Below are 24278 nucleotides of genomic sequence, written 5' to 3'. Positions count from 1 at the left end.
GTAAAAGAGAGGCCCCAGAAATACAGCAGGGCCCGGAGAAAAACAGCCAGTCAGTTGCTTAACTGACTGGCATTACCGCCTCACCGGTGCCCCTTTTCAACCTTTCACCCACTTAAACGCTAATCTGCTCCATGGCCTGCAACACCCGCTTATCGGAAACCGGATAAGGGGTACCAAGCTGTTGGGCGAAATAGCTGACCCGCAGCTCTTCGATCATCCAGCGGATCGCCTGCACGTCGTCGTCTTCCCGGCGGGCCGCCGGCAGCTTATTCAGCCACTGACGCCAGGCCTGCTGCACCTGTTCCACCTTCAGCATCTGCGCGCGATCGCGATGCGGATCCACCGCCATTTTCTCCAGCCGCTTCTCGATAGCCTGTAAATAGCGCAGGGTATCACCCAGCCGCTGCCAGCCGTTGCCAGTGACGAAGCCGCGATAGATAAGCCCGCCCATCTGGGCTTTAATATCCGACAGCCCCAGCGCCATGGTCATATCCACCCTCCCCTTCAGGCGCTTATTAATGGCAAAGACCTCGCTCAGAATACGTTCAACCTGCCGCGCGATATCGACCACAGTGTCGTTAAGCTCGGCGCGCACCTTCTCATGCAGGCGATGAAAACCGGCCTCGTCATAGACCGGGCCACCGGCCTGTTCAATCAGGCGATCCACGCCGCAGGCAATACAGTCGTCAATCAGATCCAGCACCTTGCCGTAAGGGTTAAAGTAGAGCCCGAGCTTCGCTTTGTTGGGCAGCTTTTCGTGCAGATATTTAATCGGCGATGGAATATTCAGCAGCAGCAGACGGCGCAGGCCGCGCCACATGGCATGCCGCTGCTCCTGAGGGTTATCAAACAGCTTAATGCCGACGCTCTCTTTTTCATCCACCAGCGCCGGCCATGCCTTCACCTTATAGCCGCCGCGCTTCTGCTCATAGCTTTCCGGCAGCGTGCCAAAGCTCCAGATATGCAACCCGCTCTGTTCAATACCATCGTCCGCCACCGCGGAAAGGGTCTCCTGTACCTTACCCTTCAGCGCCCCTTTCAGCACCTCGAGATCCTTGCCTTCACGTAGCGTTTTATTACGCTCGTCCACCACACGGAAGGTAATTTTCAGGTGATCGGGCACCATATCCCACTGCCAGGCGTCGCGATCGACGGTCACGCCGGTCATCCGGCGCAGCTCGCGTTCCAGGCTTTCCAGCAGCGGCAGTTCCAGCGGCACAGCGCGCCCCAGGAATGCTTCGGCATAGTTCGGCGCCGGAACGAAGTTACGCCGCACCGGTTTAGGCAGTGATTTAATCAGGGCGATAACCAGGTCGCGACGCATTCCCGGCACCAGCCATTCGAAACCGCTCTCATCCACCTGGTTCAGCACCGGCAGCGGAATATGAACCGTGACGCCGTCGGCATCGGCCCCGGGTTCAAACTGGTAGCTCAGGCGCAGCTTCAGGTTGCCCTGATGCCAGAAGTTGGGATAGTCGAGTTTACTGACCTTATCCGCCCCTTCCTTAATCAGCATACTCTTTTCAAAGTTGAGCAGTTCCGGGGTTTCCCGGCCGGCCTTTTTCCACCAGCTATCGAAGTGGCGGCCGGATATCGCCTCATGGCCGATGCGCTGGTCGTAGAATTCGAACAGCGTATCGTCATCCACCAGAATATCGCGCCGCCGGGAGCGATGTTCCAGCTCTTCCACTTCCGCCCGCAGCTTCTGATTTTCCCGGAAGAAGGCGTGGCGGCTCTGCCAGTCACCTTCCACCAGCGCATGGCGAATGAACAGCTCGCGGCACAGCACGGGATCGATCTGGCTGTAGTTCACCCTGCGCGCCGCCACAATCGGCAGGCCGAACAGCGTGACCTTCTCGCTGGCGATTACCGCGCCCTGACCGCGTTCCCAGTGGGGTTCACTATAGGAACGCTTAATCAGATCCCCGGCCAGCGGCTCGATCCATTCGGGATCGATACGCGCAGCAATCCGGCCCCACAGGCGACTGGTTTCCACCAGCTCCGCCACCATGGCCCATTTGGGTGGCTTCTTGAAAAGCCCGGAGCCCGGGAAGATCGCGAACCGGGCGTTGCGGGCGCCGGTGTACTCCTGTTTATCAGCATCCTTCATGCCGATATGGGAAAGCAGCCCGGTCAGCAGCGCGCAGTGCACCGAACGATAGTCGCCGGGTTCGCTGTTGACTGGAATTCCCAGCTCTTTAACCACCTGACGCAGCTGAGTGTAGATATCCTGCCATTCGCGCACCCGCAGCCAGTTCAGGTAATCGCTGCGGCACAGACGGCGGAACTGGTTACCGGACAGCGCCTTCTGCTGTTCCATCAGGTAGTTCCACAGATTGACCCAGGCCAGGAAGTCGGACTCCTTATCCTGGAAGCGGCGATGCTTCTCGTCGGCGGCCTGCTGCTTTTCCTGGGGCCGCTCGCGCGGATCCTGAATCGAGAGCGCGGCGCTTATGATCATGACTTCACGCACGCAGCCAAACTGGCGCGCCGCCAGCACCATTCGCGCCAGGCGGGGGTCCACAGGCAGACGCGCCAGCTGGCGCCCGGTGTCGGTCAGGCGGTAGCCGTCATGTCGGGGATCGCTGGTAATGGCCCCCAGCTCTTCCAGTAGCCGCACCCCGTCCTGGATATTGCGCTTGTCCGGCGCTTCCACAAACGGAAAAGCGCCGATATCGCCCAACCCCAGCGCCGTCATCTGCAGAATGACCGAGGCCAGGTTGGTACGCAAAATTTCCGGATCGGTAAATTCCGGGCGCGACAGAAAATCGTCCTGTGAATAGAGCCGGATGCAGATCCCTTCCGATACGCGGCCGCAGCGCCCTTTGCGCTGATTGGCCGAAGCCTGGGAAATCGGCTCGATCGGCAGGCGCTGCACTTTGGTACGGTAGCTGTAGCGGCTGATACGCGCGGTGCCCGGATCAATCACATACTTGATGCCCGGCACCGTCAGCGAAGTTTCCGCCACGTTAGTCGCCAGCACGATGCGTCGCCCGCTGTGAGACTGGAACACCCGGTTCTGCTCGCTGTTAGAAAGCCGGGCGTAGAGTGGCAGAATTTCGGTATGACGCAAATTAAGCCGGGTCAGGCCTTCGGCGGTATCGCGAATTTCCCGCTCGCCGCTCATAAAGATAAGAATATCCCCCGGCCCCTCACGGCCCAGCTCCTCCACGGCATCGTATATCGCCTGAAGCTGATCGCGTTCTGTATCCTGAGCCTCTTCCACTATGGGGCGATAGCGCACCTCCACCGGATAAGTGCGGCCAGAGACCTCAATAACCGGCGCCTGATTAAAGTGGCGCGAAAAGCGCTGGGGATCGATAGTCGCTGAGGTGATGATCACCTTAAGATCGGGGCGACGCGGCAGCAGCTCTTTCAGGTAGCCCAGCAGGAAGTCGATGTTGAGGCTCCGCTCGTGGGCCTCGTCGATAATAATGGTGTCGTACTGCATCAGCAGCCGGTCCTGCTGGATCTCCGCCAGCAGAATACCGTCGGTCATCAGCTTGACCATGGTGTTATCGCCAACGTGGTCGGTAAAACGCACCTTATAGCCCACGCAGCCGCCAGGCTCGGTCTGTAGCTCTTCGGCAATACGATTGGCTACGGTACGGGCCGCCAGACGCCGGGGCTGAGTGTGGCCGATCAGGCCTTTAATTCCCCGCCCCAGCTCCATGCAGATTTTCGGCAACTGGGTGGTTTTACCGGAACCGGTCTCCCCCGCCACTATGGTCACCTGGTGATCGCGCACCGCTTCCAGGATTGCCTGCTTCTTCTGGCTGACGGGCAGATTTTCCGGGTAAACGATCGCCGGACGAGCGGCTTCACGCAGCAGGATTTTACCGGCCGCGTTCTCGATTTCCTGGGCCAGTTGATCAAAAACCGCCTGGCGGGATTCAGGATTTTTAACCTTCTTCGCCCCGTGAAGACGGCGGGCAAAGCGGGCTTTATCGCTGAGCATCAGGTCGTTGAGACGCGCCTGAAGGCTTGCGAATGAGGCTGTGTTTTGTTCCATGATTCAAAGACAACTCAGGAAAGCTAAATAGTGAATTGCCCCTAGTTTACCATAGCGAGCGATGGAGAGACTTGTTCAAAAAAATTGAATTCAGGGTTCGATATATTACGCTATCACTGTAACCCAATCGTGAATAGCATGGAGTCATGCAACGGAAAACGTTCCGACAACCGAAAAAGTAAGGAATCAGCAATGAGTAAAGTATTAGTTCTAAAGTCCAGCATCCTGGCAGGTTACTCGCAGTCGAACCAGGTTTCCGACTACTTTATTGAACAGTGGCGTGAAAAACACAGCGCGGATCAGATAACCGTTCGCGATCTGGCCGCCGACCCGATTCCGGTACTGGACGGCGAACTGGTGGGTGCCATGCGTCCCGGCGACGCGCCGCTAAGCCCGCGCCAGCAGGAAGCGTTGGCCCTTTCCGATCGGCTTATCGCCGAGCTGAAAGCGCACGATATTATCGTCTTTAACGCGCCGATGTATAACTTTACTATCCCGACTCAGCTGAAAAATTACTTCGATCTGATAGCCCGCGCCGGCGTTACTTTCCGCTACACCGAAAACGGGCCGGAAGGCCTGGTGACCGGTAAACGCGCGGTAGTTATCTCCAGCCGCGGCGGCGTTCATAAAGATGGCCCGACCGACCTGCTGACCCCGTACGTTAAGCTGTTCCTGGGCTTTATTGGCATTACCGACGTCAACTTTATCTTCGCCGAAGGTGTGGCAATGGGGCCGGAAATCGCCGCCAAAGCGCAAAACGACGCCAAAGCCGCGGTAGATTCTATCGTCAGCGCCTGATAAAAGTCATAAAGGAAGCGACCCCGCCGATAAATGGCGGGGTTTTTTACGGCGGTCGATCATCAGAGGTGTGAAATTTACGCTATCGGCGTTTTGAATTCCCGGTTCAGCCCTTCACAGTGAAACAGGCCTTGCAGGTTACGTACTCCCGCTTTCTGATAGATGCGTGAGCGGTGTGCATAAATAGTTTTCGGACTCAGATTAAGCTCTTTCGCAATGCTTTCAACGCGTCGGCCTTTCAGAATCAGACGGATGATTTGATGTTCGCGATCTGTAAAGCGGGCATGAAGCTGCCCACTATTAGTATTTTGCGATACAGGCAGCTGCAAAATAAAGTCCAGCAGAATTTGCTTAATGATCTCTACCGGTGCGCCTTTCGCCAGGCAATAATCCGCTTCGGCAACCGCCAGTTCTTTATGAAGCACCAACATGATTGAACGAAAAACCTTCATTCCCTGCAACAGTTCAAGAATGTGAGAGTTCCCGATCAACCGTACATCATAGTCGGCAATGAGCAGCCGGTCTTCACTCATCATTGTGTCCTGAAAATCCATCTGAAATACACTTTCACAATGTACCACATTATAGATCGTTTCTTTTTCGCTCAGAATTTCTGGCATCATCGAATGAATCAGATACCTTACTGCTAAATAAAAATACTTATCAGCTGTAATAACAGTAATTGTGGATTCCTGACATACACGCTCTATGCCACTACTCAACTCTTTTCCCATGTGATTCTCCATAACAAACCATGGATTTCTTCATTCCATTACAACCAATCAATCTAGAATAATTAATCGACCATGTATATATGAAGCAAATACTCTTTTGAAAGGAAAAATCCTGGCACAGGCCCATTAAAATTTCTTAATATTTACGTTTGCATTCAATCCTGAGAGAGCTTTTCCACTTTTACCTGAAACCAGAAAACCTTACTACCCCTATTCCATTTTCGTTTAATAACATAAAGATAATCATAAAAAAATGAACAATGTATTCACGTAAAAGTTACAATCACGCATCGTAACCATCAAGGAAGAATAATTAATATTTCAACCATTTTTCAATAATACCAAGAAAAATCCTATTCAACGCGCTTTCAGATAAAAAACGCCCTCATTTTCATGGTAAAAAAAAGTGAAAAACCGAATGTCAATCAGGTATCTGGCGCTACTTATCGCACTATTTGCTACAATAGCGCCCTTAAAAAACAAAAATACAACAAAATAAAAACATTTAATTATCATTCGGAAACGCGACGACTTGACAGCCATTTTTTCAGTTACTACCTAAACACCTGTTCTAAAAACATCCAGATATAGGATTTTTCCTCATCATTAATAGCTATATATTGAGAAAATACTTATTTAATCACAAGAATTAAGACGTCATTCACAGGAAGCAGGAAAGCATTTATGTAGCCATCAACAAGCCAGGACAATTTTCCTGGTGACGCCACTATCAAATTATGACGAGCATCACAAAACATCGACCACCATTCTAAAACCATCACCTTCCATCTTTATTATTTCGGAATATGTTCTCAAAACGGCCCCTAAAATTAAAACCAGTAAAGAACTTACTCTTATTTTTACAGAAACCAACAGCACCAGCTTTACAGAAAACCAGGGCAATCTTAATATCCAGTTATCGATAACAATCCGCCTCAGCCTTCAGAAAAGAAAGCTGTGCATCGCTCCATATATTTGTGGCTAAAAGCTTATCGTCTTCATCAACTAAGCAGAGCATTAATAAGCATAAAGATAGTGCTGTTATGCGAATACAGGTTTATTCCGCAAGGGTATTTAAAAATACATGGAGTTTGTACAATGAACATCAAGAAAACATTACTGGCTGCCGCTTTAGCATCTGGCGTATTCGGCGCTCAGGCTCTGGCAGCCGACGGCACTATCTATTTCGAAGGCAAGCTTACCGCCACCACCTGCGACATCACCGTAGACGGCCAGGCCTCTCCGGCCACTGTGGTTTTGCCGGAAGTCAGCACCTCACTGCTGCAAAACGTGGGGGACACCACCGCAGATACGGGCTTCAGCATTGAACTGGCTAACTGCACCGGCGTTACCAGTACCTCTACCGCAGCGGCGTTCTTCGAAAACGGCTCTACCGTCGATACCACCACCTATAACCTGCTGAATACTGACGAAGGCGTGACCGATGGCGCGACCAACGTTCAGCTGCAGCTGCTGGATCAGCAGACCTCCCAGCCCCTGCAGGTGGGTAACACCAGCCAGACCGCCAACACCACCCGTGTCGATATGAGCAGCGGCGCCGCCAGCCTGCCATATACCGTACGCTACTACGCCATGGGCGCCACCACCCCTGGCACCGTAAAAAGCCAGGTTAACTTCAGCATCGATTACGAATAATCGCACCTGAAATTCCTCCCTGTATGGAAACAGGCGAGCGCAATGCTCGCCTGCAAAAAAGGACTTAAGCGATGAAAATAAAATTACTGCCCATCACTCTAACCCTGCTTTCCACGCTTGTGGCCTTTTGCGCAAACAGCGCCGTTATTATCGCCGGTACCCGCGTTGTTTATCCGCAAAAGGATAAAGAAGTTTCCATAAAAATGACCAATAACGGCAAAGCGCCGGTATTAATTCAGTCGTGGATCGATTCCGGCGACCGTCATTCCCGCCCGGATAATGCCCAGGCGCCGTTTACCCTGACGCCGCCGATTAACCGCGTCGATCCCGGCAAGGGTCAGTCGCTGCGCATTCGCTATACCGGCGAACCGCTGCCCACGGATAAAGAGTCGATCTTCTATCTGAACGTGCTGGAAATTCCCGCGAAGGTAAAAAACGCGGAAGGCAAAAGCATGTTGCAAATGGCATTCCGATCGCGCCTGAAACTGTTCTTTCGCCCGAGCGGGTTAACCATCAGCGCCAGCGACGCACAACAGCAGGTGAAGTGGTCCCGTCAGGGCACCACGGTAACTGCCACCAACCCCAGCCCCTATTTTATTAATGTGGCGTATTTCTCTGATGACAGAGAAGGGAAAAAGAGTATTGGTAACGGCGGCATGATAGCCCCGGGCGCCACGAAATCCTTCACGCTCGGCCGCAGTGCAGGACGTTACTATCCGTTTATTATCAATGACTTTGGCGCAATGCGCATGATTGATACTGAAAAAAAGTAGTGCCGCAAAACCAATGATAAAGCGCAGTACAGGAAGATATTATGGAACGGAACCTTAATTTTACCATTAACGGCACGCTGAAGCTTTGTCCGTTAGCGATTGCCATTGCCACGGCTTATTTTCCTGGCGCTCAGGCTGCTGATGATTCTTTTGTTGAATTCAATACCAACTTTATGAACCCGGGTAGCAAAAATCAGATAGATATCTCCTGCTACCAGAAAGGCGTTCCGGTTCCCGGAAAATATAGCGTCGAGGTCATGATTAACGGCATCGCCATGGGGCAGTACGATCTGCAAGTGTCGGATGGCTCCGGTCGCTGTCCAGACGGCGCAATCTGTCTGACCAAAAAGACCTTTATCAACCTGGAATTTAATACCGAAAAATTCGCGAAGAAGGCGCTGGAATTACTCGATAGTGCCGACGATACAGACTGTCTGCCCATTGATAAGCTTCTGCCCGAGGCGTCATTCGATCTGGATACCGGCGAACAGACGCTCTCTCTGGCGCTGGCCGATATCTATTTGATTAAGCGGCTGCGCGGCTATGTAAACCCGGCGCTGTGGGATCAGGGTATTACCGCCGGAATTCTGAACTACAACGCCAACTTTTATCGTAGCGTAACCCGGAATAACGAAAGCGACGCGCTTTATACCGGTATCAATAGCGGCTTTAATATTCTGGGCTGGCATTTTCGTCATAACGGCAGCCTGAGCTGATCCGGTCAATGAAACAGGTACCACCTATAGCGGATTAAAATGCTTAAAAACCGATGCGGTGACCAATGGCGCTGAAGGCGTTTGCATTGAGATACATGATATGTCGCTTCCAAATGCAGGCATAGGTTCGGGGGGCTTTAGCAACGCGCTGGATGCCAGTAATCACGACTGGCGCGGCAAGGCCTTTTTAAATCAGAATTACCTGGGCAGCAGCGCCACCAGCTATACCATCCCGTTGCGGGCCCGTTATTCGCGTATCAGGCAGGACGCAACCAGCGGCGCGGCCGTTCCGCTAAAACCTGGCCCTGCCAACGCCGCCGTCGAGTTCACCATTTTCTACGAATAGCTGGCCGGGGCAATCCGCGCAGCCCCAAAGCTGCGTGGATTGGGTTATTCTGGCTGCTCTGATTTCGCCGCCAGCCCCTTATCAAACACCAGCGCTTTGCGATCCGGCTCCACCTCACGCAGCGGCTCGACCTGGTGCAGCGTCTGCTGGCAGCGCGATACCAGCGCCTGATATTCCGCCGTGCCGCACCGCTTCCAGTCGATCTCTTCCGGACGCAGCGCCCGCACCACTCTGGCCGGGCTGCCCAGAATCAGGCTGGCTTCGGGAAACTCCGCCTTCGCCTTCACAAAGGCCGCGGCGCCGATAATACTGTTGGCGCCAATCTGTGCGCCGTCCATCACCACCGCGTTCATTCCCACCAGCACGTTTTTGCCGATATGGCAGCCGTGCAGAATAGCGCCGTGGCCGACATGGCCCTCCTCTTCCACCAGGGTCTCCTGTTGGGGAAAGCCATGCATCACGCAGTTATCCTGAATATTGGCGCCATCTTTCACCACGATACGCCCGAAATCGCCGCGCAGAGAAGCATTGGGGCCGACCCACACCCCGTGGCCCAGAATCACATCGCCAATCAATACCGCCGTAGGATGAACAAAGCTGTCATGCGGCACCACGGGCGTCAGCCCGTCTATCTGATATATCGGCATTCGACCTCCTTAGTCCGGCAGCAGCAAGCCGCCAAAACGCTGGAACCAGCCGCTACCCGGCGGCGGCAGTTCGCCCACCGAGGTTTCGCTGTTGGCGCTGACCCAGGCCAGCGCGCCGGGCGCGGTTCGTTGATAAATATTAATACACAGCTGGCGCGCGCTCTGGCCAAGCCAGTGCGGCGGCAGCAGTTCGTCCGGCAGCAGCGGATCTTTCAGCGCTACCCGCCGGTAGCAGTGAATCAGCAGCAGTTGCAGGTAAAAACTGCGCGCCGGGGTCAGTTCATCACCCGCTTCGCGCAGCAGCGGCAACAGCGGCCGGAAGGTATTGATAAATTCGCCGTACAGCGCATTTTTATCGCTCAGTTGCCAGCAGCTTTCCACCCTTGATTTCAGGGCACTGCGCGATAGCGGCAGCGGCGCCGTGGCTTCAAAGCAGATAACGTTTTCCGCTACCCCGGACTCATGCAGAAAGCTTTGCACCTGCGCCATTCGCTGCGAAGGCGAGGCCATCAGGTTCGGCGCCAGAGCGCCAAAACCCTGCCACATCAGCTCTTTTTTCACCTGCAACAGCCGGTTTTTCTCCAGTCCTTCCGACAGCAGCAGCAGCCATTTACCGTCCCACTCCGGCTGAGCGGCGCGGTAAATTTTGCTTTCGGCGCGCCGGGCCTGGCGGCGGCCCGATTCCGTCAGCCGGTAGTAGCTGCGGCGCCCGACCCGCTCCACCTCCAGCCAGCCCTCTTTATTCAGCCGAAACAGCGAGGTGCGCACAAAGCGTTCGCCAAAGCCCAGCCCTGCCAGCAGCGTCGCCAGGCTGCCGAGCCAGACTTCACCGCCGCGATGCAGCAGCGCATCGCCATACAGGGAGATAATCAGCGAGGTTCCGCTAATGGGGCCGGCGCTCACCGTCTGCTGTAAAAAGTGGTCCAGTTTGCTCATTGCGATTCATCCTGAAGAGCAGAAAAATTAATAATGAATCATGGTATCTAAAAATAACGTTAAATCATTATGTTATACCGTCACCCGGATGTGATGAAGTTCACAGTTTCAGCTTTTGTCTGATGAAAAAGCGCCCCGGGAATGGCGAGGCGGTTAGCGCTCAACTAACGTTTGGTTTGCGGTCGTCATCTGGCGCCGTTTCGAGTGTTGTGAAACGACTACCCCGCCTTTCAGGGCGGGGATTTTTTTACTGATTCGCTGCCGGGCGCAAATCCGCCACTCTCAGCGCTTTCCCTTCCGAACGCGGCAGCGAACCGCAGTTGACGATGGCAATATCGGTACTGATGCCGACCATCGATTTGATCCGTCGCCGCAAATGATTACAGATCTGGCAGCGCTGCTCCTGGTTCAGCGTCAGGCTGCTCTCGCGCAGCTCCACCTTAATCGCCAGTGAATCCAGATGGCCGTGTCGGCGCACCTCAAGTTGATAATGGGGTGCCAGATGCTCGATTTTAAAAATCTCCTCTTCCAGTTGAGACGGGAAGACGTTAACCCCGCGGATAATCAACATATCGTCAGAGCGCCCGGTAATGCGATCCATACGGCGCATGGTGCGTTGACTTCCCGGCAGCAGGCGGGTCAGATCCCGGGTGCGGTAGCGGATCACCGGCAGCGCCTCTTTGGTCAGGGTGGTGAACAGCAGCTCCCCCTGTTCGCCATCGGCCTGCGGCTCGCCGCTGTTGGGATCGACTATCTCAGGATAAAAGTGATCTTCCCAGATAGTCGGCCCGCCCCGCGAGTCGATACACTCCATCGCCACCCCCGGCCCCATCACCTCTGAAAGTCCGTAAATATCGAGCGCGGTCATGCCCAACCGCCGTTCGATCTCGGCACGCATCCCCTGGGTCCAGGGCTCGGCGCCGAAGACCCCCACCCGCAACGAGCAACCGCTGGCATCGCCGCCCATCTGGCGCTCCAGCTCCTCAATAAGATTCAGACACCAGGAAGGCGTCACCATCAGAATATCCGGCCGGAAGTCGCGAATCAGCTGAGCCTGCTTTTCAGTCTGGCCGCCGGACATCGGGATCACCGTCGCCCCCAGCCGTTCAGCACCGTAGTGGGCTCCCAGACCGCCGGTAAACAACCCGTAGCCGTAGGAGACATGTACCTTATCGTGAGGCGTACCGCCGGCGGCGCGCAGCGATCGTGCCACAATATCGGCCCAGTTATCGATATCCCGCCGGGTGTAGCCCACGACCGTGGGTTTACCGGTGGTGCCAGATGAGGCATGGATCCGCACTATCCGCTCCATCGGCACCGCGAAGGTGTCGAACGGATAGTTGTCGCGCAAATCCTGTTTGGTGGTACAGGGAAACAGGCGGATATCGCTCAGTTGCTTAAAGTCGTCGGGATGCACCCCCACGGCGTCAAACTTCCGGCGATACATTGGGACATTGCGATAAGCGTGTTCCAGCGTCCACTTCATGCGTCGGGTCTGTAACGCCTGTAACTCATCCAGCGATGCGGTTTCAATGGGATCTGTTGTCATTGTAGGGTACTCACAGGTGAATACACTTCATTCTTCGGGCTGGCGCTCTGTTGGCTGCCTTCGTCGCCCCGGTTACATATATCCTTCATACTTCAGGTTGCCTGGGTGTTGGCCGCCTTCACTCACCCCGGTCAAGCTCCCGGGGATTCGCTCAGCTGCCGCCTACAAGCAACTCGAATTATTTTGGGTATAGTATGGCTATGCTCCCGGGACTGCCTCAGTTGCCGCCGCGATACCGCCGCGAATAATTTGGTGTATTTATTATTTATGTGTCGGCGTTGAGTCGATGGGCGCGCCCGCGAAACAGCGCCACTGCCTTCGCCTGTTGGTTGATTATCTCAATATCATAAACGCCGGTCTGTCGTCCCTGATGGCGCGCCCGTGCCGTGGCGGTGAGCATATCTCCGGCCTGAGCCGGGCGCAGAAAGTCGATGCTGCATCCGGCCGCCACCGCCGCTATCCCCTGGCTGTTGCAGGCGTAGGCGAAGGCGGTATCCGCCAGCGCAAACAGCTGTCCGCCATGACAGGTGCCGTGACCGTTAAGCATCGCTTCGGCAACGCGCATCGTGACCTTCGCATAGCCGTCGTCCATCTCCACAATTTCAATACCCAGCGCCCGGGCGCAGTTGTCGCGGGCGTACATTTCACGGGCCAGTTGCCAGGGCTCACTGTGCATAAGGTTGCTCCATCAGGCTGCGTTGGCGCAGCAGTGAACAGGGGCGGTAGCGCTCTTCACCGTAGTGGCGCTGCAACCGCTCCAGAATCTCCAGCACCCGGCGCCAGCCGAGCGCCGCTCCCCAGCAAAGCGGCCCCATAGGGTAATTCACCCCCAGGCGCATCGCGGCATCGATATCCTGCGCGCTGGCTACCCCGTTTTGCAGGGCATCCAGCCCTTCGTTAACCAGCATGGCGACCGTGCGCCACACCAGCATGCCGGGATAATCGTTAATCAGCAGCACCTGCTTATCCCACTGCTGCAGCAGATGCAGCGCCTTCGCGGTCTGGTTCGGGGTGTTTTGCGGCGCGGCGGCCGCCACCAGCAGCGGCGCCCGTTGATAATCGGCGGCCAGATCGAGCAGTACCACCGCTCGCCCCAGCCGCTGCGCTTCCACGCCTGCGCTGTCGCCCCGGGACGGCATCAGCACCACATCATCATCCAGCGCGATCGTCGCCTTATTTGTGACGTTGTCACCAATAGTGAGCGGCGCGACCAGCGCCTCCAGCCCGCTGAACCAGCCTGCCTGGCTGCGTCGGATATCCCGCGCTGAAGCCCCTGCGGGCTGAGGCGCTACAAATGGTAGCGCCTGCGGATTTCTCGGCCAGCTGTACACCCCCTGACCGCTCTTCTGCCCCAGTCGCCGCCCCAGTACCAGCTCCTGCTGACGCAGCGACGGCAGAAAGCGGCGATCCTGCCAGAAGCCATTAAATACCGAGCTGGTGACGGCAAAGTTCACGTCCTGACCGATAAGATCGGTCAATTCCAGCGGCCCCATGGGGAATCCGCCAGACTCGCGCAGCGCGGCATCCAGCACCTCCGGCGGCGCCACCTGCTGTTCCAGCGCCCGCCAGGCCTCGGCGTAAAACGGCCGAGCCACCCGATTGACGATAAATCCCGGCGTGGCCTGGCAGCGCACCGCCGTTTTTCCCCAGCGTCGCGCCAGCTCACACAGCGCCGAGGCCGTCTGTTCGCTGGTTTCCAGTCCGCTCACCACCTCCACCAGCTTCATAACCGGCGCCGGGTTGAAAAAATGGAATCCCGCCACCCGTCCGGGCTCCGGCACCGCGCTGGCGATGGCGGTAATCGAAATCGACGAGGTATTGGTGGTCAGCAGGGTTCGGGGGCCGCACAGAGCCGCCAGCTCCGCCAGCAGTTGCTGCTTGACCTCCAGCTGTTCCCGCGCAGCTTCTATCACCACCCTGCATTCCGCCAGCTGGCTGAGCGCATCCACCACCTGAATACGCGCCAGAATCACCTGCCGTTCCGACTCCGCCATCCGCCCTTTCGCCACCCGCTTAGCCAGTGCGCTATCGATGCGGGCCATGCCCTGGCGGGCCGCCTGAGGCGCAATGTCGTAGAGCCGTACCGGGTGGCCGTGACTGGCCGCCACCTGCGCGATGCCCGCGCCCATGGCGCCGCTGCCCACCACGCCGATAACCGCCTGTTCGCTGATATTCATGTCACCTCCCGGTAAACTGCGGCGGGCGGCGGGCCAGAAACGCGGATACGCCTTCACGGTAGTCCGCGCTGCGCCCGGCCAGCCGCTGGTAGTCACGCTCCAGAGAGAGCTGCGCGTCAAGCCCCTGCTGTTCGGCGGCCAGCAGCGCCTGCTTAATCAACCCCAGCCCCCTGGTAGGCTGGGTCGCCAGATGGCGGGAAAGCGTCTGAACCCGGTCGGACAGCGCCGCATCGTCCGCCACTTCCCAGATCATGCCCCAGCGCTCAGCCTGTTCGGCGCTCAGTTTGTCACCCAACAGCGCCAGCCCCATGGCTCTGGCCCGCCCGGCCAGACGCGGCAGAAACCAGGTGCCGCCGCTGTCCGGCACCAGCCCCAGCTTGCTGAAAGCCATCACAAAGCTGGCGGAACGGGCGGCGATAACGATATCGCATCCCAGCGCCAGGCTGGCTCCGGCCCCGGCAGCCACGCCATTTACCGCGGCGATAACCGGCTTTTCCAGGCGCGCCAGACGGCGCACCAGCGGGTTGTAGAAACGCTCCACCGACAGTCCAAGATCCGGTGGCCCGACATCGGGATCCACATTGCGATCGTTAAGATCCTGGCCGGCACAAAAGGCACGACCGGCGCCGGTCAGCACCAGACAGCGAATTTCCGCATCGCGTTCCGCCCGGGTCAGCTGTTCGGCCAGTTGAAGGTGCATAGCGTCATTAAAACTGTTCAGCCGCTCGGGGCGATTAAAGGTCAGGGTCATCACGCCCTGCTGCACATCACGAATAATCAGGTCATCCACGGTCAGCGTCCTGTATATTGCGGGGTTCGTTTCTCCAGGAAGGCGCGGATGCCCTCCTGACGGTCTTCGGTGGCGGCCAGCAGCGTAAACAGCTGGCGCTCGATACTGAGCCCCTGGCTGAGTCCCACTTCCTGCCCCTGGCGCAGCGCCTGTTTCGCCGCCTGCAGCGCCAGCGGCGCCCGTTCGGCGATACGCTGCGCCAGCTGCTGCGCATACTCCAGGGTCAGCTGCGGAGGGCACAACTGGGCCACCAGCCCCACCCGCCAGGCCTCCCGGGCGTCGATAGGGTCGCCGCTCAGCACCATGCGGCTGGCAAGCCCCTTGCCCACGGCGCGCAGCAGGCGCTGAATGCCGCCCGCCCCCGGCATAATACCCAGCACGATCTCCGGCAGCCCGAAGCGGGCGTTTTCACCGGCAACCACCATGTCGCTCAACAGCGCCAGTTCGAAACCGGCCCCCAGGGCATAGCCGTTGACCGCGGTCAGAAGAGGTTTGGGAAAGCCGTCGATGCGCGCCCACAGACCGGGGCGCGGATCCTGAAAGGTGGCCACCATATCCCGGCTGGCCATCTCTTTAAGATCGGCACCGGCGGCAAAGCCGCGCCCGGCGCCGGTAACCACTACCGCGCCAACCCTTTCATCACGGCTGGCCTGTTCCAGCGCCGTCGCCAGCCGCTCCAGTTGGGCGTTATCCAGTGCGTTACGCGCCTGCGGACGATTCATCGTCAGGGTCAACACCCGCCCCTGGCGCTCGCTAATCAGTTGCGTCACTTCGCCCCCTTAAACGTCGAAGTCCACCACCAGCCCATCGCTTTTCGGCAACGCCTGGCAGCTCAGGATGTAGCCTGCCGTCAGTTGATCCGGCTCCAGGCTGTAGTTAACCGCCATCTCCACTTCACCCTGCAGCACCCGGCATTTGCAGGTGGCGCAGACGCCGCCCTTACAGGCGTAAGGCAGATCGACTCCCTGACGCAGAGCGGCGTCCAGAATGCTTTCATCCCTGGCAGTCAGCACAATCTGGCGCTGGCGACCGTCCTGACGCACGGTCACCCGTGCGCCTTCCGTCGCCCCGGTCGCCCGGCGCGGGCCGCTGCGCTCCGGAGTATTAAAGCGTTCGATATTGATAGCGTCCGGTGCCATGCCCAGTTGCGCCAGCGCGGCGCTGGCCTGATCCATCATCGCCTGGGGGCCGCAGATAAAGGCACGGGCAAAGCGCGAGAAATCCAGCAATTGTTCCCCCAGCGCCTGAATCTTCTGCGTGTCGATACGGCCATGGAACAGCGGACTTTCGGTGGCTTCCTGACTGAAGATCCACAGCAATTGCAGGCGCTGCGGCCAGCGGTCTTTAAGATCCGCCAGCGCCTGGCGGAACATCACGCTGTTGGTGGCGCGGTTGCCGTAGATCAGGGTGAAACGGCTTTGCGGTTCGGTCGCGAGCGTCGCTTCGATAATCGCCAGTATCGGCGTAATGCCGGAACCGGCGGCGATAGCCAGATAGTCGCCGCGCGTCGCAGGATCCGGCCGGTAGCCGAAATTGCCCTGAGGCACCATTACCTCAAGGCTCGCCCCCGGTTTCAGCTTCCGCAGGGCGTAGCCGGAAAAACGCCCGCCTTCGATGCTTTTTACCGCCACGCTGATTTCACCGGCCCGCGGTGCCCGACAAATGGAGTAACAGCGCCGCAGTTCTTCGCCGTCTACCCGGGCTTTCAGCGTCAGATGCTGACCGGGACGCCAGGCGTAATCCCGCGCCAGCGCTTCGGGCACCGCAAAGGTGATCTCCACCGCTTCCGCCGTTTCCGGTTCGATATTCGCCACTGTCAGGGCGTGAAAGGTTGTCATGGCCACCTCAGATACATTTGAAATAGTCGAAGGGTTCCCGGCAGCTTTCACAGCGCCACAGCGCTTTACAGGCCGTGGAGCCGAATTCGCTGATAAGCTGAGTCTGAACGCTGCCGCAGCGCGGGCAACTGACCCGCTCCGGCATCAGGGCGTGACAGCTGTGCCCCTCCGGCGGGCTGATGCCATATTCGCGCAGTCGCCGCCGGGCATCGGGGCTCATCCAGTCGGTGGTCCAGGCCGGGTGTAGTTGTACGTTCACCTCTACCGGGCCATAGCCCCGGCTTTCCATCACCGTGCGAATCTCCGCCATCAGCATTTCGGTTGCCGGGCAGCCGGAATAAGTAGGCGTAAAGCCGATACGCCAGCCGTGCTCGCTATGCCTCACGCTGCGTACCATACCGAGGTCGGTGATGGTCAGTACCGGGATCTCCGGGTCGCGGATGGTGGAAAGCAGCTTCCAGACCTCGCGGGTTTGTGGCGGCGTCAGGGTCAGATTCATCGCTCCCCCTTACCAGCTCAGCCCGGGATGGCTGCGTTGCAGATACTGCATCTCCGCCAGCAGCGGCCCCAGATGTTCACTGTGCAGCCCGGCGCGCCCTCCGGCGCGGTATCCTGTTTCGCCCGGCTCATGGAGTCCTGCGTCGCGCAGCCCCTGCTCCACCTCCTGGCGCCAGGGGGCGTACAGGGTTCGGGAATCCACCGCCACCCCCTGCTCCGCCAGTTCAGACTCAAGCTGGTCCGCCTGAAACAGTTCGCCGCTAAAGCGCCACAGTTCATCCAGCGCCTGCTGCATTTTGGCGTGGGAAAGTTCGGTGCCGTTGCCCAGGCGAATCATCCAGCCGCGGCTAAAGCGCAGGTGGTAACGCACCTCTTTAATAGCCCGGGCGGCAATGGCGGCCAGGGTTTCATCGCGGCTGTGGATCAGGCGCTCATACAGCGGCACATGCCAGGCATCTATCAGATACTGGCGTACCAGGGTATCGCTGAAATCGCCGTTGGGCTGTTCCACCAGCAGCAGATTGCTGTACTGACGCTCGTCACGCCCGAAGGCGAGCGTATCTTCATCGCCCTGCCCCAGACGCTGCGCCGCATAGCTCAGAAGATGGCGCCCCTGGCCCAGTAGATCGAGGCCGATATTGGCCAGCGCCAGGTCGATTTCCAGTTCCGGCGCATGGCCGCACCATTCGCACAGGCGCTGGGCCAGAATCAGGCTGCTGTCGCCCAGCCGCAGGCTGTAGCTGGCGATAGTGTCACTGTGTTGCACGGGCCACCTCACATATGCTCGATACCATCCGGGATGGTGTAAAAGGTTGGATGGCGATAGATTTTGCTCTCCGCCGGATCGAAAAACTCACCGCGCTCTTGCGGCTGAGAGGCCACAATCTGGCAGGCCCGCACCACCCAGATCGAACAGCCTTCGCTACGTCGGGTATAGGCATCGCGCGCGTTTTCCAGCGCCATCTGGTCATCGGCGGCATGCAGACTACCGACGTGACGGTGCGACAGCCCCTGCCGGTTACGGACGAACACCTCATATAACGGCCAGTACTCTTTGTTCATCGCGATCTCCTCAGGCGGCGTCGGTACGCTGCTGTTTTTCGGCCCAGGCCAGCGCAGCTTCACGCACCCAGGCCCCCTTATCCCAGGCCCGGCGCTTCGCCGCCAGCCGTTCGTGATTACAGATACCGCGCCCGGCAATGACCTCGTTAAGTTCCGCCCAGTCGATTTCGCCAAAGCGGTAGTGGCCGCTGGCCTCGTCCCAGGCGAGAGCCGGATCGGGCACCGTCATTCCCAGCGCTTCGACCTGAGGAACGGTGTTATCCACAAAGCGCTGACGCAGTTCATCGTTGGTATGGCGTTTGATTTTCCAGGCCAGACTGCGGGCGCTGTTAGGCGAGTTAGCATCGTCAGGGCCGAACATCATCAGCGATGGCCACCAGAAGCGGTTAATGGCGTCCTGCAACATTTGGCGCTGTTCATCGCTGCCGTTCGCCAGCGCCATGCAGGCCTCAAACCCCTGGCGCTGGTGGAAACTCTCTTCCTTGCAAATTTTCACCATCGCCCTGGCGTAAGGGCCGTAAGAGGTGCGGCACAGCGCCACCTGATTCACGATGGCCGCGCCGTCCACCAGCCAGCCGATAACCGGAATATCAGCCCAACTGAGGGTCGGATAGTTGAAAATGGACGAATACTTCATCCGCCCTTCCAGCATTTTGCGGTAGAGATCTTCCCGGGCGCAGCCCAGGGTTTCCGCGGCGCTGTAGAGGTAAAGGCCATGACCGGCTTCATCCTGCACCTTAGCCAGCAGAATCGCCTTGCGGCGCAGCGTGGGCGCCCGGGTCAGCCAGTTCCCTTCCGGCAGCATCCCCACGACTTCGGAATGGGCATGCTGGCCAATCTGGCGAATGAGCGTTTTACGATAGTCGTCCGGCATCCAGTCCTGTGGCTCAATGGCGCGTTCCCCGGCGATATCGGCCTCAAAACGGCGTTGTTGTTGGTTTGTCACGGCACCACCTTATGTGATTCCAGTTTTAGCGAAAACTAATTTGAAATGAATCATTTTGTGGTAGAAAAGTTACAAGCAGGTTAAGTAAACAGGCAAAGAATGGATTGATATTCTGTGAGCACAATCACGACAAAAAGCATAAAATAACCATTTATCAATATGTTATAAAATAAAGGCACATGTCGATAAATCACGTTGTTAATAAAATATTAAATGCCAGCTTGATTTTTATGATTCCAAAAATAAGTATTATTGTGTTTTTTCGTAACATTTAACGGGAGCAAACTATGCAGCAGTTAGCCAGTTATCTTTCGGGCGTCTGGAAGTGCGGTCATGGCGAAGGGCGCACCATTCGCCATGCGGTTAACGGCGAGGCGCTGTGGCGGGTTTCCAGCGACGGGCTGGATATGGCAGCCGCCAGACGCTACGCCATCGAACGCGGCGGCAGCGGACTGGGAGAGATGACCTTTGTTCAGCGCGCCGCCATGCTGAAGGCGCTGGCGAAACATCTGCTGGCCCAAAAAGAGCGCTTCTACGAAATTTCGGCCCAGACTGGCGCCACCCGAGCCGACGGCTGGGTGGATATTGAAGGCGGTATCGGCACCCTGTTTGCCTATGCTGGCATGGGTAGTCGCGAACTACCAGACGACCAGCTGTGGCCTGAAGATGAGCTGATTGCGCTGTCAAAACGGGGAGAGTTCGCAGCCCGTCACGTTCTGACCCGCCGCGACGGCGTGGCGGTGCACATCAACGCCTTTAACTTTCCATGCTGGGGGATGCTGGAAAAGCTGGCGCCTGCCTGGCTTGCCGGTATGCCCGCCATCGTAAAGCCTGGCACTGCCAGCGCCCAGCTAACCCAGGCCATAGTACGCGCCATTGTCGACAGCGATCTTGTGCCAGACGGCGCCATCAGCCTGATCTGCGGCGGCGCGGGAGACCTGCTGGACCATCTGGAAGAACAGGATGTGGTGACCTTTACCGGCTCTGCGGCTACCGGCCAGAAGCTGCGCCGCCACCCCAACCTGGTGGCGCGTTCGATCCCCTTCACCATGGAGGCAGACTCCCTGAACTGCTGCGTTCTGGGCGTCGATGTCACCCCGGAACAGCCGGAATTTGCGCTGTTTATTCGTGAGGTGGAGCGCGAAATGACCGCCAAAGCCGGACAGAAATGTACCGCCATTCGCCGCATTATGGTGCCGGAAACCCAGTTTGAGACGGTACGCGAGGCGCTTATCGCCCGTCTGGGCCAAATTCGCTGGGGCGACCCCGCAGAGGAAGGGGTAAAAATGGGCGCGCTGGTCAGCACTGAACAGCGTGACGATGTAGCGGCCCAGGTGAGCGCGCTGGTGGAGGCTGGCTGCCAGCTGGCGCTGGGGGGCGATCCCGATCTCCGCAGCCCGGGCGCCTTCTTCCCGCCTACCCTGCTGGTTTGCCCACAGCCGGATGAAATAACGGCAGTGCACGAACGCGAAGCCTTCGGGCCGGTCGCCACTCTGATGCCCTACCGGGACGACGCCCACGCCATGGCGCTGGCCCGGGCCGGACGCGGCAGCCTTGTCGGCACCCTGGTCACTAACGATGAAAGCCGCGCGCGCCAGTTTGTGCTGGGGGCGGCACGCGCCCACGGACGCCTGCAGATTCTGAATGGCGAATCGGCCCCGGGCTCCACCGGTCACGGCTCACCGCTGCCACAGTTGACGCACGGCGGCCCGGGACGCGCTGGCGGCGGCGAGGAGCTGGGCGGTCTGCGCGCCGTGAAGCACTATCTGCAGCGCACCGCCATTCAGGGCAGCCCTTCGATGCTGGCCGCTATTGGTCGCCAGTGGGTGGCGGGCGCCCGGGTTAATGAGTCCCAGATACATCCGTTTCGCAAAGTATTCGAAGATTTGCTGCCCGGCGACAGCCTGCTTACCGCCCGCCGCACCGTAACCGAAGCCGATATCGTTAACTTCGCCTGTCTGAGCGGCGACCACTTCTACGCCCATATGGATAAGACAGGCGCCGCCGAATCACTGTTTGGCGAGCGGGTGGCCCACGGTTATTTTGTGGTTTCCGCCGGCGCCGGGCTGTTTGTCGACCCCGGCGTCGGGCCGGTTATCGCCAATTACGGCCTGAACAACCTGCGCTTTATCGAACCGGTGAAGATAGGCGATACCATTCAGGCACGGCTGACCTGCAAACAGAAGACCGCCAAAGCCCAGAAAACCCCAGAAGATCGTCCGGTCGGCGTAGTGGAATGGGCCGTCGAAATCACCAACCAGCACCAGCAGCCGGTAGCGCTGTGGAGTATCCTCACCCTGGTGGCACGCCGCAACGGCGATTTTCCGGCGTGACTGAGACGGCGGGCATGGATTTGCCCGTCCTTTTCCCCAACCAGGCACAACCAGCACATAATCTGGCAACATCACCCTGGCCTGACATCCTGTTATGTAACACACCCACTCAATACGATAAGTTGGCGAATGTGCGTAACAGCAAACAGTAGTGCAAGGGATAACACCGCAAGGGAGACCATAAATTTGTCGCGTATCGCACTGGATTGAGAAAAATCGCAATGCACCACATCCAGCAAATTTCGGCTACGGCTATAGCGCCAGAGAACGATCGCAACCAAGACCAGCACGGCAACAGAGATCCAAAACAGGGCCCCGGCCTGATACCAGTGATGTTTTAACGCCAGTGCCATTAGTGCACCATATCCCAGCAGGGTACGGAACCAGGCCAGTGACGTGCGCTCAGGTTGAAGCCCCGGATCGGCGATACGGCGCGCTTTACGACTATCCGGCATACAGCACCAGTGCCGTCACGGTCGCCGCCACGCTCATCACAATCAGGCTGATTATCAAAAGGCCATGGGTGTATGCCAGATCCTCCTTCAGCCGCATGGCCTTCTCATTATGCAACCAGCGCAGATAGCCATAAATTGCCAGACCACCGGCAAACAGGCACAGCAGCAGTGCCAGCAATTCACGAATAACTGGGGTGGTAAAGCCCGGAGCCAGCTGATCCAGCCCAACGCCTGCCGCCAAAAACCCGAGCGCGGTACGGATCCACGCAAGAGAGGTACGTTCATTTGCCAGAGAGAAGCGGTAATCCGGTGCTTCTCCAGGGCAGGAAATCTTCATTATGGCTCCTTTTCACCATCGTGGTTTTGAGGCTTCCGTCCTGTTGCTGATATGATTTACGTCATCCCGCACGGGGAGGTCAGACGGGCATTATTTTTATGATCGGCTCCTCACGGGAGCGCCTGTTTCACCAGCGTGCAGGTGCCAAAAGCGGATGGAATATGAAAATCGGGCTTCACCGAGTCCGGCTTGATCCAGCTTATCCATTCTCGTTTTTGCCCGCCCGCCCCGTCGGCGCTGAACTCCCCACGCATAATGGCGCACATCAGGGTCTTGCGGTCTTTGTCCTGCCAGAGCTTCAGGGTATCCAGCTCGTTGAGATCCACTTTTCCCACCACCCGATAGCCATTGGGCGTCAGGCTGGCCACGGTCTTCAGCGACTGCCAGTTCCATGTCTGATCAACCTTGCGATAGAACCCGGCCCTGGCGTCGAACACCCGACCGCGTGAGTCCATCTCTGCGGTGTAGTACGGCTGCAGAGCCCGACCGGTGGAGAAGAAAAGCTCTACCCGGTCAGAGGCCAGCACCGCCTCATCCTTATCCGGCTGATTGCCCGTCTGGATATCATGATCTTCGACGTCAAAGCGGAACCAGATAGCCTCTGGCGTCCAGAGGGCGCGAAACTCGGTTTTCGGCGCCGGGGCATTTTTCCACGGGAAGCTAAAGTCCGTCAGCGCGTTGGCCTTCGCCCATACGCTCTCCTGCACGGCATCCTGCAACGAATGAATTCCGTCGGTATAAACGATGGCATAGTTCTTAGCCTGACAAACGCCCGCCGCAAGCAGCAGCGCCACACCGAGATAGCGTCCACTCTTCATTGTTGACCTCGCTTTTGCTGATGTCTGTCTACAACACTCATGGCGGTACGCATGCTGTCATGAGAGATCAAACCGTTAATTTTGAAAAACAGAATATCGAAGGCAATCATCTGTAAAATTTGCGGCGTCACCATACCCAACTTCTCGTGGGCCTCGGTGTAGCTGTAGGCGATAACCTGTTGCGCCAGTGCGCTGGCTCTGTTTTTGCCATAGCGCGTAAGGGCGATGGTCTGCGCGCCGCCATTGCGGGCAAGAGCCAACGCCTCTATCACCACGTCGCTCTCCCCCCGGGCCGAAACGGCCAGCAGTACATCGCCAGGCCCCAGCAGTGATGCCTGTACCAGCTGGGTATGATAGTCATAGTTGAACTGTGCGTTCAGGCCGCAGCGAATAAGCTTGTGGTTTATATCCAGCGCAATTAAGGCCGAGGAGCCTATCCCCACCAGCACAATCCTGCGGGCGTTAACCAGCAGTTGCGCGCAGGCATCTATTACTTCAGGCTCAATAACATCCAGCGACTGTTCTATCTTACTGGTGAAAAGCCGCTTCGATTTCGCCACAATTTGCGCGGTACTATCATCGGCTTCAATCCCCTCATAGATATCCAGCCTGGCGGCTACGCTGTCGGGTTTTGCAGCGGCAAGCTGCAGCTTCAGATCGGGAAAACCGTTGCAGCCCAGCATTCTGGCGTAGCGAATCACCGTCGAATCGCTGATGCCCAGCGCCTGCGCCACGCGCGTGGCGCTCATCGTGGAGAGGTCAAACCCCTGGGCAATAATAAAGGTCGATATCGCCCGCTCACCGCGCTTACCGGTGTGCACCAACGATCTGATTTTGCTGATAATCGTTTCCATAAA

25 protein-coding genes are annotated in these 24278 nt (G+C 57.7%); 7 read left to right on the top strand and 18 right to left on the bottom strand.

Translation table 11 applies throughout. From position 1 onward, the window contains the following. Positions 1 to 112: 112 nt before the first annotated feature. A complete protein-coding gene (gene hrpA, locus V3W49_RS17460) occupies positions 113 to 4012 on the bottom strand; it encodes an ATP-dependent RNA helicase HrpA (protein WP_500147198.1) in 3900 nt (1299 codons plus the stop codon). Positions 4013 to 4204: 192 nt separating this feature from the next. On the opposite strand from hrpA, the gene azoR reads away from it, so the two are divergent. After that, on the top strand, positions 4205 to 4810 hold the full coding sequence (gene azoR, locus V3W49_RS17455; protein WP_500147197.1) for an FMN-dependent NADH-azoreductase: 606 nt from the start codon (positions 4205 to 4207) through the stop codon (positions 4808 to 4810). A 77-nt stretch (positions 4811 to 4887) separates the two neighbouring features. Here azoR and V3W49_RS17450 read toward each other — a convergent pair whose 3' ends face one another. After that, positions 4888 to 5544 (bottom strand): response regulator transcription factor, encoded by a 657-nt coding sequence (locus V3W49_RS17450; RefSeq protein ID WP_500147196.1) that lies wholly within the window; start codon positions 5542 to 5544, stop codon positions 4888 to 4890. A 718-nt stretch (positions 5545 to 6262) separates the two neighbouring features. Between V3W49_RS17450 and V3W49_RS17445 the strand changes: the two genes are divergently transcribed. From V3W49_RS17445 to V3W49_RS17425, 5 genes are all read left to right on the top strand, one after another. Next, complete coding sequence (locus V3W49_RS17445) at positions 6263 to 6529, top strand: hypothetical protein (protein WP_500147195.1); 267 nt, start codon at positions 6263 to 6265, stop codon at positions 6527 to 6529. A gap of 113 nt (positions 6530 to 6642) precedes the next feature. Continuing rightward, a complete protein-coding gene (locus V3W49_RS17440) occupies positions 6643 to 7200 on the top strand; it encodes a fimbrial protein (RefSeq protein ID WP_500147194.1) in 558 nt (185 codons plus the stop codon). A 71-nt stretch (positions 7201 to 7271) separates the two neighbouring features. After that, entirely contained in the window at positions 7272 to 7973 is a 702-nt protein-coding gene (locus tag V3W49_RS17435) for a fimbrial biogenesis chaperone (RefSeq protein WP_500147193.1), read from the top strand. A 41-nt stretch (positions 7974 to 8014) separates the two neighbouring features. Then, positions 8015 to 8689: a FimD/PapC N-terminal domain-containing protein gene (locus tag V3W49_RS17430; RefSeq protein WP_500147192.1), complete on the top strand. Its 675-nt coding sequence runs from the start codon at positions 8015 to 8017 to the stop codon at positions 8687 to 8689. 100 nt (positions 8690 to 8789) lie between these two features. After that, on the top strand, positions 8790 to 9035 hold the full coding sequence (locus V3W49_RS17425) for a hypothetical protein (RefSeq protein WP_500147191.1): 246 nt from the start codon (positions 8790 to 8792) through the stop codon (positions 9033 to 9035). Positions 9036 to 9079: 44 nt separating this feature from the next. Here V3W49_RS17425 and paaY read toward each other — a convergent pair whose 3' ends face one another. The 12 genes from paaY to paaA all read right to left on the bottom strand — a co-directional run bounded on the left by paaY (position 9080) and on the right by paaA (position 19478). Next, positions 9080 to 9682 carry a phenylacetic acid degradation protein PaaY gene (gene paaY, locus V3W49_RS17420; RefSeq protein ID WP_500147189.1) on the bottom strand — a complete coding sequence of 201 codons (603 nt, stop codon included), beginning with the start codon at positions 9680 to 9682 and terminating at the stop codon, positions 9080 to 9082. A 9-nt stretch (positions 9683 to 9691) separates the two neighbouring features. Further along, positions 9692 to 10618: a phenylacetic acid degradation operon negative regulatory protein PaaX gene (gene paaX, locus V3W49_RS17415; RefSeq protein WP_500147188.1), complete on the bottom strand. Its 927-nt coding sequence runs from the start codon at positions 10616 to 10618 to the stop codon at positions 9692 to 9694. Between the two features lie 247 nt (positions 10619 to 10865). Next, positions 10866 to 12167, bottom strand: coding sequence for a phenylacetate--CoA ligase PaaK (gene paaK / locus V3W49_RS17410; protein WP_500147187.1), 1302 nt, complete (start codon positions 12165 to 12167; stop codon positions 10866 to 10868). A 265-nt stretch (positions 12168 to 12432) separates the two neighbouring features. Further along, complete coding sequence (paaI, locus tag V3W49_RS17405; RefSeq protein WP_500147186.1) at positions 12433 to 12843, bottom strand: hydroxyphenylacetyl-CoA thioesterase PaaI; 411 nt, start codon at positions 12841 to 12843, stop codon at positions 12433 to 12435. Further along, entirely contained in the window at positions 12833 to 14344 is a 1512-nt protein-coding gene (locus tag V3W49_RS17400; protein ID WP_500147185.1) for a 3-hydroxyacyl-CoA dehydrogenase, read from the bottom strand. The genes paaI and V3W49_RS17400 overlap by 11 nt, the downstream gene beginning before the upstream one ends. Before the next feature lies 1 nt (position 14345). After that, positions 14346 to 15134, bottom strand: coding sequence for a 2-(1,2-epoxy-1,2-dihydrophenyl)acetyl-CoA isomerase PaaG (gene paaG, locus V3W49_RS17395; RefSeq protein ID WP_500147184.1), 789 nt, complete (start codon positions 15132 to 15134; stop codon positions 14346 to 14348). Positions 15135 to 15136: 2 nt separating this feature from the next. Continuing rightward, complete coding sequence (gene paaF, locus V3W49_RS17390; protein WP_500147183.1) at positions 15137 to 15904, bottom strand: 2,3-dehydroadipyl-CoA hydratase PaaF; 768 nt, start codon at positions 15902 to 15904, stop codon at positions 15137 to 15139. Between the two features lie 9 nt (positions 15905 to 15913). Then, complete coding sequence (gene paaE, locus V3W49_RS17385) at positions 15914 to 16972, bottom strand: 1,2-phenylacetyl-CoA epoxidase subunit PaaE (protein WP_500147182.1); 1059 nt, start codon at positions 16970 to 16972, stop codon at positions 15914 to 15916. 7 nt (positions 16973 to 16979) lie between these two features. Next, positions 16980 to 17471, bottom strand: a complete 492-nt coding sequence (paaD, locus tag V3W49_RS17380) for a 1,2-phenylacetyl-CoA epoxidase subunit PaaD (protein ID WP_500147180.1) — start codon at positions 17469 to 17471, stop codon at positions 16980 to 16982. 9 nt (positions 17472 to 17480) lie between these two features. Beyond that, complete coding sequence (paaC, locus tag V3W49_RS17375; protein ID WP_500147179.1) at positions 17481 to 18236, bottom strand: 1,2-phenylacetyl-CoA epoxidase subunit PaaC; 756 nt, start codon at positions 18234 to 18236, stop codon at positions 17481 to 17483. An 8-nt stretch (positions 18237 to 18244) separates the two neighbouring features. Next, complete coding sequence (paaB, locus tag V3W49_RS17370) at positions 18245 to 18532, bottom strand: 1,2-phenylacetyl-CoA epoxidase subunit PaaB (protein ID WP_500147177.1); 288 nt, start codon at positions 18530 to 18532, stop codon at positions 18245 to 18247. Between the two features lie 10 nt (positions 18533 to 18542). Continuing rightward, a complete protein-coding gene (paaA, locus tag V3W49_RS17365) occupies positions 18543 to 19478 on the bottom strand; it encodes a 1,2-phenylacetyl-CoA epoxidase subunit PaaA (protein ID WP_500147176.1) in 936 nt (311 codons plus the stop codon). Between the two features lie 287 nt (positions 19479 to 19765). On the opposite strand from paaA, the gene paaZ reads away from it, so the two are divergent. After that, entirely contained in the window at positions 19766 to 21811 is a 2046-nt protein-coding gene (paaZ, locus tag V3W49_RS17360) for a phenylacetic acid degradation bifunctional protein PaaZ (RefSeq protein ID WP_500147175.1), read from the top strand. Positions 21812 to 21903: 92 nt separating this feature from the next. Here the strand turns inward: paaZ and V3W49_RS17355 are convergent, their stop codons facing one another. The 4 genes from V3W49_RS17355 to V3W49_RS17340 all read right to left on the bottom strand — a co-directional run bounded on the left by V3W49_RS17355 (position 21904) and on the right by V3W49_RS17340 (position 24275). After that, positions 21904 to 22266: a DUF202 domain-containing protein gene (locus V3W49_RS17355; RefSeq protein WP_500147174.1), complete on the bottom strand. Its 363-nt coding sequence runs from the start codon at positions 22264 to 22266 to the stop codon at positions 21904 to 21906. Then, entirely contained in the window at positions 22256 to 22603 is a 348-nt protein-coding gene (locus tag V3W49_RS17350) for a YidH family protein (protein ID WP_500147173.1), read from the bottom strand. The genes V3W49_RS17355 and V3W49_RS17350 overlap by 11 nt, the downstream gene beginning before the upstream one ends. Before the next feature lie 110 nt (positions 22604 to 22713). Continuing rightward, positions 22714 to 23421 (bottom strand): carbohydrate-binding family 9-like protein, encoded by a 708-nt coding sequence (locus tag V3W49_RS17345; RefSeq protein WP_500147172.1) that lies wholly within the window; start codon positions 23419 to 23421, stop codon positions 22714 to 22716. Further along, positions 23418 to 24275: a MurR/RpiR family transcriptional regulator gene (locus tag V3W49_RS17340; protein WP_500147170.1), complete on the bottom strand. Its 858-nt coding sequence runs from the start codon at positions 24273 to 24275 to the stop codon at positions 23418 to 23420. The genes V3W49_RS17345 and V3W49_RS17340 overlap by 4 nt, the downstream gene beginning before the upstream one ends. Positions 24276 to 24278: the final 3 nt, after the last annotated feature.

Origin of the sequence: Rosenbergiella sp. YN46 (assembly GCF_036620675.1) — a bacterium.
Lineage (GTDB): Bacteria > Pseudomonadota > Gammaproteobacteria > Enterobacterales > Enterobacteriaceae > Jejubacter.
The sequence above is the reverse complement of the archived record's forward strand: the minus strand, read 5'-3'. Positions and strand labels throughout refer to the sequence as shown.

What these genes read in the sequence shown, in the direction of transcription:
- hrpA (WP_500147198.1), bottom strand. Translation starts at nt 4,012, where the DNA reads ATGGAACAAAACACAGCCTCATTCGCAAGCCTTCAGGCGCGTCTCAAC.
- azoR (WP_500147197.1), top strand. Translation starts at nt 4,205, where the DNA reads ATGAGTAAAGTATTAGTTCTAAAGTCCAGCATCCTGGCAGGTTACTCG.
- V3W49_RS17450 (WP_500147196.1), bottom strand. Translation starts at nt 5,544, where the DNA reads ATGGGAAAAGAGTTGAGTAGTGGCATAGAGCGTGTATGTCAGGAATCC.
- V3W49_RS17440 (WP_500147194.1), top strand. Translation starts at nt 6,643, where the DNA reads ATGAACATCAAGAAAACATTACTGGCTGCCGCTTTAGCATCTGGCGTA.
- V3W49_RS17435 (WP_500147193.1), top strand. Translation starts at nt 7,272, where the DNA reads ATGAAAATAAAATTACTGCCCATCACTCTAACCCTGCTTTCCACGCTT.
- V3W49_RS17430 (WP_500147192.1), top strand. Translation starts at nt 8,015, where the DNA reads ATGGAACGGAACCTTAATTTTACCATTAACGGCACGCTGAAGCTTTGT.
- V3W49_RS17425 (WP_500147191.1), top strand. Translation starts at nt 8,790, where the DNA reads ATGTCGCTTCCAAATGCAGGCATAGGTTCGGGGGGCTTTAGCAACGCG.
- paaY (WP_500147189.1), bottom strand. Translation starts at nt 9,682, where the DNA reads ATGCCGATATATCAGATAGACGGGCTGACGCCCGTGGTGCCGCATGAC.
- paaX (WP_500147188.1), bottom strand. Translation starts at nt 10,618, where the DNA reads ATGAGCAAACTGGACCACTTTTTACAGCAGACGGTGAGCGCCGGCCCC.
- paaK (WP_500147187.1), bottom strand. Translation starts at nt 12,167, where the DNA reads ATGACAACAGATCCCATTGAAACCGCATCGCTGGATGAGTTACAGGCG.
- paaI (WP_500147186.1), bottom strand. Translation starts at nt 12,843, where the DNA reads ATGCACAGTGAGCCCTGGCAACTGGCCCGTGAAATGTACGCCCGCGAC.
- V3W49_RS17400 (WP_500147185.1), bottom strand. Translation starts at nt 14,344, where the DNA reads ATGAATATCAGCGAACAGGCGGTTATCGGCGTGGTGGGCAGCGGCGCC.
- paaE (WP_500147182.1), bottom strand. Translation starts at nt 16,972, where the DNA reads ATGACAACCTTTCACGCCCTGACAGTGGCGAATATCGAACCGGAAACG.
- paaD (WP_500147180.1), bottom strand. Translation starts at nt 17,471, where the DNA reads ATGAATCTGACCCTGACGCCGCCACAAACCCGCGAGGTCTGGAAGCTG.
- paaB (WP_500147177.1), bottom strand. Translation starts at nt 18,532, where the DNA reads ATGAACAAAGAGTACTGGCCGTTATATGAGGTGTTCGTCCGTAACCGG.
- paaZ (WP_500147175.1), top strand. Translation starts at nt 19,766, where the DNA reads ATGCAGCAGTTAGCCAGTTATCTTTCGGGCGTCTGGAAGTGCGGTCAT.
- V3W49_RS17355 (WP_500147174.1), bottom strand. Translation starts at nt 22,266, where the DNA reads ATGCCGGATAGTCGTAAAGCGCGCCGTATCGCCGATCCGGGGCTTCAA.
- V3W49_RS17350 (WP_500147173.1), bottom strand. Translation starts at nt 22,603, where the DNA reads ATGAAGATTTCCTGCCCTGGAGAAGCACCGGATTACCGCTTCTCTCTG.
- V3W49_RS17345 (WP_500147172.1), bottom strand. Translation starts at nt 23,421, where the DNA reads ATGAAGAGTGGACGCTATCTCGGTGTGGCGCTGCTGCTTGCGGCGGGC.
- V3W49_RS17340 (WP_500147170.1), bottom strand. Translation starts at nt 24,275, where the DNA reads ATGGAAACGATTATCAGCAAAATCAGATCGTTGGTGCACACCGGTAAG.